General features: G+C 36.8%; 13 protein-coding genes. All 13 read right to left on the bottom strand.

What is annotated here, in order from left to right; genetic code table 11:
* Positions 1-17: 17 nt before the first annotated feature.
* The 13 genes from galU to FTT75_RS06310 all read right to left on the bottom strand — a co-directional run bounded on the left by galU (position 18) and on the right by FTT75_RS06310 (position 14,138).
* Positions 18-893 (bottom strand): UTP--glucose-1-phosphate uridylyltransferase GalU, encoded by an 876-nt coding sequence (gene galU / locus FTT75_RS06250; RefSeq protein WP_180186088.1) that lies wholly within the window; start codon positions 891-893, stop codon positions 18-20.
* Positions 894-905: 12 nt separating this feature from the next.
* On the bottom strand, positions 906-2,780 hold the full coding sequence (locus FTT75_RS06255) for a nucleoside-diphosphate sugar epimerase/dehydratase (RefSeq protein WP_180186089.1): 1,875 nt from the start codon (positions 2,778-2,780) through the stop codon (positions 906-908).
* 118 nt (positions 2,781-2,898) lie between these two features.
* Positions 2,899-4,074, bottom strand: a complete 1,176-nt coding sequence (locus FTT75_RS06260) for a DegT/DnrJ/EryC1/StrS aminotransferase family protein (RefSeq protein ID WP_180186090.1) — start codon at positions 4,072-4,074, stop codon at positions 2,899-2,901.
* A gap of 1 nt (position 4,075) precedes the next feature.
* Positions 4,076-5,194, bottom strand: coding sequence for a glycosyltransferase family 4 protein (locus FTT75_RS06265; protein ID WP_180186091.1), 1,119 nt, complete (start codon positions 5,192-5,194; stop codon positions 4,076-4,078).
* On the bottom strand, positions 5,194-5,838 hold the full coding sequence (locus tag FTT75_RS06270) for an HAD family hydrolase (RefSeq protein ID WP_180186092.1): 645 nt from the start codon (positions 5,836-5,838) through the stop codon (positions 5,194-5,196). The genes FTT75_RS06265 and FTT75_RS06270 overlap by 1 nt, the downstream gene beginning before the upstream one ends.
* Positions 5,828-6,793: an ATP-grasp domain-containing protein gene (locus tag FTT75_RS06275; protein WP_180186093.1), complete on the bottom strand. Its 966-nt coding sequence runs from the start codon at positions 6,791-6,793 to the stop codon at positions 5,828-5,830. Before FTT75_RS06275 ends, FTT75_RS06270 begins: the two co-directional genes overlap by 11 nt.
* 2 nt (positions 6,794-6,795) lie before the next feature.
* Positions 6,796-7,410 carry a sugar transferase gene (locus FTT75_RS06280; protein ID WP_180186094.1) on the bottom strand — a complete coding sequence of 205 codons (615 nt, stop codon included), beginning with the start codon at positions 7,408-7,410 and terminating at the stop codon, positions 6,796-6,798.
* Positions 7,411-7,412: 2 nt separating this feature from the next.
* Positions 7,413-8,621 carry a glycosyltransferase family 4 protein gene (locus FTT75_RS06285; RefSeq protein WP_180186095.1) on the bottom strand — a complete coding sequence of 403 codons (1,209 nt, stop codon included), beginning with the start codon at positions 8,619-8,621 and terminating at the stop codon, positions 7,413-7,415.
* Positions 8,621-9,751, bottom strand: coding sequence for a non-hydrolyzing UDP-N-acetylglucosamine 2-epimerase (gene wecB, locus FTT75_RS06290; protein ID WP_180186096.1), 1,131 nt, complete (start codon positions 9,749-9,751; stop codon positions 8,621-8,623). Before wecB ends, FTT75_RS06285 begins: the two co-directional genes overlap by 1 nt.
* An 11-nt stretch (positions 9,752-9,762) precedes the next feature.
* A complete protein-coding gene (locus FTT75_RS06295) occupies positions 9,763-10,875 on the bottom strand; it encodes an NAD-dependent epimerase/dehydratase family protein (RefSeq protein WP_180186097.1) in 1,113 nt (370 codons plus the stop codon).
* A 2-nt stretch (positions 10,876-10,877) separates the two neighbouring features.
* Entirely contained in the window at positions 10,878-11,912 is a 1,035-nt protein-coding gene (locus FTT75_RS06300; protein ID WP_180186098.1) for a polysaccharide biosynthesis protein, read from the bottom strand.
* Positions 11,913-13,043: a glycosyltransferase family 4 protein gene (locus FTT75_RS16025; RefSeq protein ID WP_180186099.1), complete on the bottom strand. Its 1,131-nt coding sequence runs from the start codon at positions 13,041-13,043 to the stop codon at positions 11,913-11,915.
* Between the two features lie 18 nt (positions 13,044-13,061).
* Positions 13,062-14,138 carry a glycosyltransferase gene (locus FTT75_RS06310; protein WP_180186100.1) on the bottom strand — a complete coding sequence of 359 codons (1,077 nt, stop codon included), beginning with the start codon at positions 14,136-14,138 and terminating at the stop codon, positions 13,062-13,064.
* Positions 14,139-14,145 lie beyond the last annotated feature (7 nt).

A 14,145-nucleotide genomic window follows, 5' to 3' on the forward strand; every position in this document is an offset into this window, starting at 1 on the left:
CTTTTTATTATTTTTTCTTACAAAGCCAGTTCCTGAATCAATGCTTTAAACTCGCTACCGAGTTTAGGATGATCAACACCATAATGTAAAACAGCTTTTAGATAACCCAACTTGCTGCCACAGTCAAAGGTCTGGCCTTTCATACGATATGCTTCTACAGCTTCTGTTTGTTGCAGCATGGCAATTGCATCGGTCAGCTGGATTTCATTACCTGCCCCGCGTGGGGTCTGTTCTAAAAGTTGCATGATTTTGGCCGGCAGAATATAACGCCCGACCACAGACAGATTTGATGGTGCGGTGCCGACTGCCGGTTTTTCGACAATGCCTTGCATGACGATGCTTTCACCTTCCTCAGGCGATACAGCAACATCAACAATGCCATACTGGTCGACCAGATGTTCAGGCACTGCTTCCACCATGATTTGTGACGCTTTAGATTCTTCATAACGCTGAATCATACGCGCCAGGTCATTTTCAGGGTCTTGATCCTTGACTAGCACATCTGGTAGTAACACCGCAAAGTCATCATCGCCAATCACGGCTTTGGCACACAGTACTGCGTGGCCCAGACCCAGAGGCTGTGGTTGGCGTACACTAATCACACTCACACCTGTAGGCAAAATTTCAGTAATTTCTTTGAGTAAGTCCGTTTTGTTTTTTTGCTCAAGGGTGGTTTCAAGTTCAAAGTTACGATCAAAATAATTTTCAATCGATGCTTTAGAAGAATGGGTCACCAGAATAATCTGCTCAATTCCGGCAGCAACCGCTTCACGGACCACATATTCAATCGCAGGGCGATCCACGACTGTCACCATCTCTTTCGGAATGGATTTACTGGCAGGTAAGAAACGCGTACCTAAACCAGCCACAGGGAGAATTGCTTTCTTAATCATATCTATAAAAACCTAGTTCACTTTAATTTCGTTACCGCGTACATAACCATCCACATAATGTTCTAATTGTGCCAGCGCCCATTCAATGTCGGTTTGAGTCGCTGTAAGTTCATGTATGCGGTTAAATACTGCCAGAATTTCTGCTAATGGATAATGTTTTTCGACAGATCGTAGAATACGCGTATGTGAAGTAATTTCTGTATTTTCTTCGTCAATCAGCAGTTCTTCATAAAGTTTTTCGCCTGGACGTAGCCCAGTATATTGAATTTCAATATCACCATTCGGGTCTTTATTATCTCTGACTTTGAGTCCACTGAGGGAAATCATTTGTCGTGCCAGATCCTGAATCCGTACCGGCTCGCCCATGTCCAGCAAGAATACGTCTCCACCAGTACCCAAGGCACCGGCTTGAATCACCAGCTGCGAGGCTTCCGGAATGGTCATAAAGAAACGGGTCACTTCTGGATCAGTGACAGTAATCGGACCGCCTTTGGCAATTTGCTGTTTAAACAGCGGCACCACCGAACCCGAAGAACCGAGGACATTACCAAAGCGCACAATACTGATCTGGGTCTGGTTCTGGGCTTCCGCCATGGCCTGACAATACAGCTCGGCCATACGCTTGGTCGCCCCCATCACGTTGGTTGGACGTACCGCCTTATCGGTTGAAATTAACACAAACGTTTCGACGCCTTTCTTCACCGCTGCATTCACACTAAAGGCGGTTCCGACAGCGTTGTTTTTTAGCCCTGCCAGAGGATTACACTCGACCAGCGGTACATGTTTATAGGCGGCAGCATGATAAATAGTCTGTACGCCATATTGTTCAATCACCCGTTCCAGCTTGGATTCATCCAGTACAGAGCCCAGAATCGGAATAATTTCACAGCTTGCCGTGAGGCGTAACTCTTTTTCAATACTATACAGCGCAAATTCAGTCAGTTCATAAATGATAATTTTGGCCGGCTGGTTTTTAATGATCTGGCGGCAGAGTTCTGAACCAATCGAACCGCCCGCACCTGTCACCATGACCACTTTATCTTTAATGTTTCTGGCCAGCAGCTCGGGAACCGGCGGAACAGGATCACGCCCCAGCAAATCAATAATATCTACTTCCTGAATATCAGAAATTCGGATTTCACCATCCACCAGTTTGGTCAGCCCCGGAATCTCGGTAATTTTTAAATGTGCCGGCTCTAAAAACTTGATGATTTCACTTTTACGTACCCGTCCCACTGAGGGTAAGGCAATCAGAATTTCATCAATTTTTTGCTTGCGCATGAGTTTTAAGGCAGTCTGGGCATCATAGACTTTGAGTCGACCCAGCTGCTGTCCAGTCAAGGAGCGTTTGTCATCAATAAACATGACCGGCAAATGCTCATTGGAACGATACAGTGCAGCAGCGACCTGTTGGCCTGCATTACCCGCGCCATAAATCGCAATACGTTTTTTCTGTACGTCGGCCTGCAAATAGGAACGGATAATAAAACGGATGATGCCCCGGCTAAACCAGATCCAGGCAAACATCATAAAGCCGAACATCAGCGGAATAGAGGTCGGAATAAATGCCGGGGTAAAATAAGCCAGGGCATAAAGACCAGCGACAGTCAATGCCGTCGCCAGCCCCATCTTGATCATAAACACTTCATTATAAGTACGGACAATAAAGCGATAGACCCCACACACGAATAGGGATACGACTGCAATTACACTGACCCAAAGCGCACCAAAAGCCAGATCCGGCACCACTTCTGCGCCTAAATCAAAACGGCGAATGGCATAACACAGCCAGATCAAGACAGGAAAAGTACAAAAATCTAGAATAATTAAAAATGCAAGTTTGGCGGCTCGTGGTGATTCTACGAAAGGCGTAATGATCGATTTCACTGGATGCGTTGTCTCAATTCTAATAAATTTTTAATAAGTCACAATGCGATGAGTAACTTAAAAACATATTCTATATAAGTTAAATGCACCGAACACGGTGCACTTATATTCTTAAAGTTTAAGCAACTATTCTATTAATAACTTGTTGAATTGCGGTGACTGTTTTGTTAATACTTTCATCACTCAAAGTAGGATGAACTAAAAACATCAGACTGGTTTCACCCAATTGCTGCGCATTTTTCAAACGCTGTGCTGGACGCCAGGGCGTATCATCAAAAGCATGCTCCAAATACACCTCGGAACAAGATCCACTAAAACATGGCACACCCAAGGCATTCATCTCTGCCATAATCCGGTCACGTGACCAGCCTTCAGGCAACTGATCTGTATTGACCTGCACATAACATTTATATGCGGCATGGACATACTCATCGGATGGGCGATGCACGCTAAAATATGGACTGTCTGCAAATGCAGCATAAATTTTTTCCATATTGGCCATGCGTTTTGCAGTCCACTCCGGCATCATTTTAAGCTGAATACGTCCAATCACCGCCTGCATTTCCATCATGCGCCAGTTGGTCCCAAATGAATCATGCAACCAGCGGAATCCCGGTGGATGCTGCTTGTTATAGATGCTGTCAAAGTTCTTGCCATGGTCTTTATAAGACCACATTTTTTTCCACAGCTCTTCATCATTGGTGGTGACCATACCGCCTTCACCGCCTGTGGTCATGATCTTGTCCTGACAAAACGACCAGGCTGCGATATGACCGATGGAACCAGCCGACTTGCCTTTGTATTTTGCGCCATGTGCCTGTGCACAGTCTTCAATCACATACAGGCCTTTTGCCTGTGCCAATTGCATGATCGGATCCATGTCACACATCCAGCCAGCCAGATGCACACAGATAATCGCTTTGGTATTTGGGGTAAGTACTGCTTGGATGGTTTCAGCAGAAATATTCTGTGAATCCAGCTCAACATCAGCAAAAATAGGATTTGCTCCAGCCGTCACAATGGAACTGGCCGATGCCAGAAAGGTGCGTGAGGTGACAATTACATCATCCCCTGCTCCAACCCCTAAGGCTTTCAAAGCAACATCGAGTGCCACGGTTCCATTGGCTAAAGCCACTGCATACTGGGTTTCTGCAAACTGGGCAAATTCTTTTTCAAACTCACGGCATTCTTGCCCTGTCCAGTAGTTGACTTTATTCGACAATAAAACCCGGGAAACCGCATCCGCTTCTTTCTGAGTAAAACTTGGCCATGGTTCAAATGCAGTGTTTAACATATTAATTTTCTCTTAAAGCCTTTTGATACACAGTTAAAGTTTTATTCACCATAATATCACTGATGAAGTGCTCTAAAGCATAAGTTTGACCAGCTTGAGATACTTGATTTCTTAACTCTTTATTCTTAATTAGTTCTAAAAGAATATTTGATAATTCAGAATAATTTTCATTTTCAAAAATAAAACCAGTTTTACCATGGGTAATTTGCTCGGTCGCACCTTCAGTATTCGATCGAATAACGCAACACCCCATTAACATAGCTTCAATTGTAGCTAAAGGAAAACCTTCTAGACGTGATGGGAGTACTTTAATATCAATTGAAGGATAGATTTTTAAAGGATCCTGAAATGATAGAAAAGTACACTGTTCGCTTAGCTTTTTTTCTTTAAGTAAATTAATTACAAGATCTTTTTCACCATCTCCTAAAAATAAGATATGCACATTTGATTTAATATGAGAGGGTAATAATGAAATTGCTTTTATAAGAATATCATGACCTTTATTATAATTAATAGAACCAACTAATCCTATTACTATCTCCTCTTGAATATTATATATTTTTTTTAAATTTATAATTTTATCTATCTTTTTTTCAGGTTGATAAAAATCACGCGGAACACCATTATTAATTAAATCAATTGATTCCTCAGTATAATTATACTTATTTATTGCCTCAACATACAATTCTTTACTAATTACTATTTCATAATCTGCTTTACAGTTCAAAACAGAAAGATTTAAGTCCGCAGTATGGATAGTTCTAATAAACTTTCGTTTTAAAATTTTAGGAATAAATGATAATATAGGAGTATGAACATGAATAATATCAAATTCATACCTATCCAAGACTCTCTTAGAATCTATTAAAGAGTAAAGCAATGATAGTAAATATGTATATTTATTATTATTCTTTTTTGGGAAAGGAAGAATAATCGGAGTTACACCAATATCAATAAGATCTTGGAATAATTTCACATTAGCTTCCGATTTTTGATCTTCAGGGCCGGCAGTCATTATATAGACTTGATGCCCTCTCTCAATTAACCCTTTAGCTAAAGAAATTAAATGAGTTGTAACACCACTTAAAAAAATCACCCGAGATAATAATACTATTCTCATTATAACAAAACTCGACTTAAATCTTTAAAACTTTCAACCCAAAAATCCGGTTGATAATTAATAGTTAAACTTCTAGATGGTCTTACAATATTAAAACCATTATTACATATACCGATAGTTCTCCAACCAAGGTTATTTGGTGATATAAAGTCTTTTAAGACATTATCAGCAACATAGGTATATTTTTCACAATTAAATTTATTTTGAATTACTTCAAAGTTCTTTATATCTGGTTTTTCAGAACCTAACTCATCAGAGATAATACATTCATCAATAAAAGCCTCTAATTTTAGAGCTTTAATTTTATTTCTTTGAGTAATAGACCTACCATCTGTAATAATTGCTAAATAATAATTTTTCGATAGTTCATTTAAAAGTTCAACTACTCCATCGAAGGTCTGAATAGTCGGAAAGTGATTTCTATAAAGAAAAATCAAGTCACTTTTCTTATACTCTGGGTAATTATTCACAATATAATCAAATACATCACTTCCTGAGTAATATAAATCCAGCATTTTCTGGTGTATTTTTAGATATCTATCCCTTGCAACCAACAAAGAAATTTCTTTAAAAGCTGATTTCAAAAAATCAATTTCATTATATAAAGTATCATCCAAATCAAATACTATTACTTCATCCTTCATAATTATGAACCAAAACCTCAGCATCATAGCGTAGCATCAGCAAGTTATCACTCCATGCTGCAAACTCTTCAATTTTTTGATTTAATAAATATTCTCTAATAGCCCATTGACTATAGTTAGCACCAGCCAAATAACTGAGTGGATACCCCCCACCAAAACGTGGGTTAATTTCAATCCCTAGAATTTTATCTTCAGTTTTATGCAAGAATACTTGTATGGTTAAACAACCACGTGCACCTGGTATATGTTTTAACTTCTGATTAAACTCAGTCACAATAATATTTTTTTTAGTCACGCCTTTATTGACTTCACCCGCACGAACAAAAATACGCTTACGGGGTACCACACATTTCAATTCCGAAGCTTGATCATAGTAACAATCGACGGTGAACTCATCGTAATTCTCTGGCGCAATGTACTCCATAAACATTAATTTTGGATCTGCATGATGTTCAGGCTTAATGTCTTCTGTGCTATGTGCAGTGAAAATACCTTTGCTTAAACTGCCATCATAAGGTTTTACAAATACAGGGAATAGTAAACTGTCTAAATCATATTGCTGAGGAATACAAATTCCATGATTTTCAAAAAACTGATTAATTTGACGTTTATCACGGCATTGCTGTACTAGCTCAGTGTCGCTCACCAATAAGTGAATACCTCGTTGTTTAAAATATTCAATATTTTCACTTAAAACTAACAACTCTGTATCAATCGTTGGCACAACTAATTTAATCTGATTATTCAAGCAAAGGTGCAATAATTGATCAATATACTCAGGGCTTGTGACACGTGGTACAGTAAAACTTTGATCAGAAACATGGCATGCAGGAGCTAACACAGGGTTTAAATCAGTAGTGAAGACCTGACCATTTTCAAAATACTTTTTTAGTTCTGTTTGGAAAGAACGTACCAATGAAACTCGTTGTCCTGCTGAAGTGATTAAAATATTCATGTTTATTTTTTCAAATTTCCCGTAAATTTTGGCATTGTTGCATCACCCTCAGCACTAATATCGTCTTTAGCAATTACTTTTTTGACCGTTTTTAACATAATTTTAAAGTCTAACCAAAATGATTGGTTCTCAACATACCAAGTATCAAGCTTAAACTTTTCTTCCCAACTAATCGCATTACGTCCATTGATTTGTGCATACCCAGTCATGCCCGGGCGAACATTATGTCTTAATGCTTGTTCTTCGCTATACAAAGGCAAATATTCAACTAATAGTGGTCTTGGTCCCACTATGCTCATATCTCCTTTTATTACATTTATTAATTGAGGAATTTCATCTAAAGAAGTCTTTCTTATAAAAGAACCTACCTTAGTTATTCGCTGAAAATCTGGTAATAAATTTTCAGACTCATCTTTTGCATCATTCATAGTTTTAAATTTTATAATTTTAAAAATCTTTCCATTTTTACCTGGGCGTAATTGAAAGAAAAATGGTGACCCTTTATTAGCTGAACTTAAAACAATCATTACCAACATGAATATTGGACTTAATAAAATGAAGATAATCGTTGCAAAGACTAGATCTATAAATCGTTTTAGATAAAGATTATAAAACATCATCAATCCTTCATTGCTTCAAAAACACTAGAAAATTTATTTAAACTTGCTTGTTTTGATAAATTTCGCTCATAAAAAGCCTTTGAACTTAACCCTTTTTGATATAATTCTGACTTGCTTAACTGTGACATCCTAAGAATAGTCTCAGCGAGTTTATAAGGATTTGATGGTTCAACAATATAACCAGCTTCGGCACTTTCAATCAAATCTGCTGCATTACCTAAAACGGTACTTATTATAGGTTTCCCCAAAGACAAGTAAGCTTGTGTTTTTGAAGGTATTGTAATTTCAAATAATGGATCTTTTTTTAAACTAATCAATAAACAATCTGACTGTTTTAGATAATTTATTACCTCCGAGCTACTTACACGATCATAAAAAATCACATTCTTTAAACTTTTCTTGACCACCAAATCAACTAGACTGTCCTTTTCAAGACCATCCCCAATAAAATTAAATATAATTTCAGGGTGCTCTTTGCTAAGAACTTCTGCTGCATAAATCAGATTTGATAAATCCTGAGCTTTGCCCATATTTCCAGCAAATGTCACATTAAAAACATCGGTTGAATATTTTAATTGATGATTACCTGTTGGAGCCATCCCCTCTAATTCAGACCAATTATAAATAATTTCAATTTTACTTTCCGGAACATTGCGCTGAATTAGCAGATCTTTAAAACCTTCTGATATTACAGTGATTTTTTTTGAATTTTTGTAAGACCAATTACAACAATAAGAAACACATTTCAAAATTTTTTTATTATTAAGCATTCCAGTTGCTGACAAAGAATCAGGCCATATATCTTGTATATCACTCAGCACAGGTTTATTAAAAAGCTTCCCTAAAATTACGCCGACTAAACCAGCATTCAAAGGAGTAGCTGCCACATGAATCGCATCAAATTTCCTTACAATAAACAACCCTACAATTATTGCAGATACGAAAAAGCTGAAATAATTCAAAAATCTTTTGCACACCGAGTCACTATGATCAGGATATAAATAGGCGCGATGAACTTTTATTTCCCCCTGCATCTCTTGTTCATAAAATTTTAGCTTATACCCAGAATAACGCTTTCCGTGTGGAAAATTTGGAAAACCTGTAAGAACTTCTAACTCATGCCCTAGTTTTGACATTGACTCTACAAATCTCAAATCTTTATAGCTAGGCTCAGGATTAAAATATTGTGTAATAAATAAAATTTTCATCAATATGCCTTCCACACTACACGATTCACATAATCGGTATAGCTTAAGACAATACGCACAATTTTTTCACTCACATTTGGCATACTATAGTCAGCAACTAAACGTAATAAGCGTTCTTCACCACGTGATTGATGATCCAGAATATCTAAACCTTGCAAAATGCGTTCAGCAGTCAAGCCTACCATCATTACAGCAGCTTCCTCCATACCTTCTGGACGCTCATGTGCCTGACGCAAGTTCAAAGCAGGAAAGTTCAAAATTGAAGATTCTTCATTAATGGTGCCACTATCAGACAAAGTTGCTTTTGCAGAAAGCTGCAATTTGTTGTAATCACTAAAACCTAAAGGTTTAAGTAATTGTACCAACGGATGGAACTTAACATTAAGTTGTTCAATTCGTTTTCGTGTACGTGGATGTGTTGAGACAATCACAGGATATTGATATTTTTCAGCGACTGCATTCAGCATTTCAACCAGATCTAAAAAGTTTTGATCAGAGTTAATATTTTCTTCACGGTGTGCACTAACGATAAAGTATTGATGCTTTTTTAAACCTAAACGCTCTAGCACATCTGAAGACTCAATTTTTGCTTTATAGTGATTTAACACCTCAAACATAGGACTGCCTGTCTTAATGACTTGATCAGCAGGCAAACCTTCAGCAAGTAAATAATCACGTGCAATTGTGCTATAGGTTAAATTAATATCAGCAGTGTGATCGACAATGCGACGATTAATTTCTTCTGGCACACGCATATCAAAACAACGGTTTCCTGCTTCCATATGGAAGGTTGGAATCTTACGGCGCTTGGCTGGAATGACCGCCATACAGCTATTGGTATCGCCTAAGACCAGCAATGCTTCAGGTTGAACTTCTTCTAGAACTTTGTCGACCGCAATAATGACATTACCAATCGTTTCTGCACCTGTTGCACCCGCAGCATTTAAAAAATGATCTGGCTTACGAATACCTAAATCGGTAAAGAAAATTTCATTAAGTTCATAATCATAGTTTTGACCCGTATGTACCAAAACATGATCGAAGTACTGATCACACGTAGACATGACACGTGATAAACGAATAATTTCAGGACGAGTACCAACGACCGTCATTAATTTTAATTTTTTCACAATTTCCGCTCTTAATTCGTTAATGCCATAGCATAGGTATCTGGTTTTTCACGGTCAAAAATTTCATTTGCCCATAACATAACCACCATTTCTTCATTACCAATATTGGTAATGGCATGCGTCCAGCCCGGCACAGTTTCAACAACACGCGGCTCTTCGCCTGATGTTTCTAACTCATAGAATTCGCCAGTCACTACATGCTTAAACTTAAATAATGCCTTACCTTTAATCACCAAAAATTTTTCTGTTTTGGTGTGATGATAATGTCCGCCACGCGTAATCCCCGGATGTGCAGTAAAGTAGGAGAACTGCCCTGCATCCGGTGTTTTCAGCATTTCAACAAATACTCCACGCTGGTCGCCATATTTAGGTATGCTGTAGTCAAACTGTTCAGGCTTTAAAAAGCTTAAATAGGTTGAATAAAGTGCACGGGTTAAACCTGTTCCGACACGATCGGTAATTAAAGTGTTGCGAGACTCTTTAAAACCTTTCAATGTTCTAGCTAATTCACCGACAGTAATTTGATATTCTGGCTCAATAGTAAACAACTGTTCTATTTGCAACTTACCTTGGATAAGATTCCAGAATGATTCAACGACATCATCGACATACACTAGGCGAATAACCGCATTTTCATCATGAATCTGGATCGGTAAATCATGTGCCGTGTTATAACAGAAGGTTGCCACAGCCGAATTATAGTTTGGACGTGACCACTTACCAAATACATTGGCTAAACGGCAAATATAAACAGGATTGCCCTGCTTTTGCTGAAGTTCCAATAAAGCCTGTTCACCACCCAATTTACTCTGACCATAAGCATTGTCGCGTTCAGCCTGAATAGATGAAGAGAGAATAATCGGGGTTTGCTTTTTCGCTCGCTTAAGAATATCTGCAATTTTTTGCGTCAGCGTAATATTTCCCTCAATAAACTCTTGCTCATTTAAAGGGCGGTTTATTCCTGCTAAATGCACAATCCAATCTGCAGCAAGTACAGATTGCTCTAATTCTTCTGAACTAGACTCTCGGTTAAACTTTAAAATTTCGATTTCTGATTTTTCAGATAGGAATTGAATCAAGTTTTTTGCAATAAAACCATTGGAACCTGTGACTAAAATTTTCATATTTAAGCCTCAGGATCAATATATTGGCCTTGAGTTAAGGCACGAATAAATTCCAGCTTGAGTAAAAGCGTTTTCATGCCTTCAACATCTAAACGTTCAGTATTATGGGAGTTATAATCTTCATATTGAGTAATTTTTAAATCACCATCTTCAACATATTTTGAATAGTTGAGGTCACGCTGATCTGCAGGAACGCGATAATAATAACCTTGATCTAAGGCAACCACCATTTCTTCTCGACTGAGTAATGCTTCATAGGCTTTTTCACCATGACGTGTACCCATAATTGAAATTGGATGCTCTGGTACATTTAATAACTGAGTTAAAGCTTGCGCTAGAACATGAATAGTTGCTGCTGGTGCTTTTTGTACAAAAATATCACCGTTTTCACCATGCTCAAATGCATATAACACCAAGTCGACAGCATCATCCAAAGTCATCATAAAGCGAGTCATATTAGGATCAGTAATGGTGAGTGGTTTACCCTGACGAATTTGATCTACAAATAGAGGAATGACTGAGCCACGTGAAGCCATCACGTTACCATAACGTGTACAGCAAATGGTCGTATCTAATTCTTCTAAATTACGCGATTTGGCGACAATGACTTTTTCCATCATTGCTTTTGAAATACCCATTGCATTGATTGGATAAACAGCTTTATCTGTACTTAAACATACAATACGTTTCACATGGTTTTGAATGGCTGCTTCTAAAACATTTTCTGTACCGAGTACGTTCGTTTTAACTGCTTCCATTGGGTGGAATTCACATGAAGGCACTTGTTTAAGTGCAGCAGCATGATAAATATAATCTACGCCACGTGTCGCATTAAGCACACTATTATAGTCGCGTACATCACCAATATAAAATTTAAGCTTAGACGACTGGTATTTTTTACGCATATCATCTTGCTTTTTTTCATCACGGCTAAATATACGAATTTCTCTAATATCTGTTTCTAAAAAGCGCTTTAGAACAGCATTACCGAATGAACCTGTACCACCAGTGATGAGAAGGGTCTTTCCTTTAAACATTTATATCTCTCTATTTACACAATTAGTCCAAACCTTTTCATATTGGCGACATACTTTTTCTAAGGTATATTCACTTTTTACTTTCCAATATGCATTATCTGCAATTTTTTTAGCTTGATCTGGTTTTGAAATCATAAAATCAAGTGCTTCAGTTAGAGCTTGTACATTTTTAGGCTCTACAACCAATCCTGCAGGGTTAGAATGTCCATCATTTAACATAGTCGCTACAGCACCAACTTTTGTTGCCACTACAGGGCATTGCATAGCCATTGCTTCAATAATTACATTAGGAAAACCTTCTGTATAGCTTGGAAGTACGAGAACTGTAGCTCGTTTCATTGCATTCAGAACTTCAACTTTGTCTAAAGCACCAGTAAACGTAATTTTATCCGATTTTATACCCGCTAATTCAATAATCTGATTTTTAACCTCTAATTCAAAAGGTCCTATTAATATTAATTCATCAACATTACTTAATAAGGAAAAAGATTGGACTAGCTCAAATATACCTTTATTTTTTGTCACATGTCCTACAAAAAGAATGTTTCTATAAACACGTTTATCATTCCATATGCCATCTTCCTGAGTATTCATTACATTTTCTACTGAGTCTGAAATCGGATTAGGAATAGTATATATATGCTTAAAACCTTGATCTTTAAGCGTGTTCCATGAATTATCATCAAGAACAATGACTGATGAACTTAATGAAATAACTTTTTTTAAAATTTTCCACTCCCAATTATTTAATTTACTAATTTCAGGAATACGCCCAAAACGGAAATGTATAGTTAAAGGAATATTAAATAACTTAGCAATATAAACAAAAAGAATATCCTTCCATAAACCAAGGGAGCCACTACTAGTTAAGTGAATTACATCGGGCCTATATTTTAATAAAAAATAAATAAAAATAATAAATGCTCTTGCTCCATCTAGAATCCCAGAGATTAATCTCGAGAAAAAACTAAGCGTCGTGATCCTTCGAAAACGAATTGCTGTGTTTTGATGAATAATATTTACATCAGACTCTTTTTGTCCTTTTAATTCATAATATTTAAGTATATTCACAGTCCAAGTAGCGATTCCTCCAACAGGAGGTGGCAGTGGAGATAATAATAAAACTTTCACAATAATTTACTCAAAAAATTAACTCATTAGATCTAGATACTTATCTGAAATAACATTTCCATCAAAAAGTTCTATAGCCTTTCCCCTATTCTGAAGACCTACTAGTTGAAGTTCATATTTACTCATTTGTAATAGTTTTTTTAATAACTGGCTTAATTCTATTGGGCTCTCAGGATTAAAAATAAAATTTTTATCAATGAGCCTACCTACATCTGATACATTTGACGCTATAATAGGTTTTGAATTAACCATTCCTTCACAGACACTATTTGGAAGTCCTTCATAGAAACTGAATAACCCAACTACATCAGCCTGATTTACTATTTGATTAATTGCTGGAATAGGGTCATAGAAAAAGAATATCTGCTCCAAACTATATTCTGATATTTTTTTAAGTGCATCAGTATAAGAATGATCTTCTACACGACCATACCACTCAATATGCAATTGATATTTTTCCTCATTATTCAACAAATGAACAGCTTCAACCAATACATTTAAATTTTTAAGGTAATGATGTCTTGCTGCAACAACAATTTTTAACTTACCATTTTTTCTGAATATATATTCACTCGGATTAGGAGCCCATTTATCAAAATCTACCATATTGTAAATAACATGACATTTTGAGCTAGATAAATAAGGATTGACCTCTTTCACCATGCTTATATTTTCAAATGAGTTAGCTACTACTGCATCTGCCAAAAAATGAAATTTACGATATAACTTTAACTTTTTAGATGAAAATATTTTAGGGTTGGCACTACGCTCTCCGACAACCAACTTCCAATGCTTAGAAGGAAAGCTTGCTAGTTCGCAAATCAAATTTGGCACTTCTAGAAATGATAAAATAGAATCATAATGACCAGTACGAATAATTTTCCTTATCTTTAATATACGTTTTAAATAATTACTCTCGATAGCCTGAATAACATTTATTTTATTTTCTTCCAAGTAGTCTAAATAGAAATTATCTTTGTAATAAACTAAAAAATTAACATCATGGCCCTTTTTTTTAAAGGAGACTGCCAAGTTAACCAATTGACGCTGTGCCCCTCCTGATCCAAGACTATCAATAATACAAAGTATTTTCATAATTTTC

Source organism: Acinetobacter sp. YH01008 (assembly GCF_013420435.1).
GTDB lineage: Bacteria > Pseudomonadota > Gammaproteobacteria > Pseudomonadales > Moraxellaceae > Acinetobacter > Acinetobacter pseudolwoffii.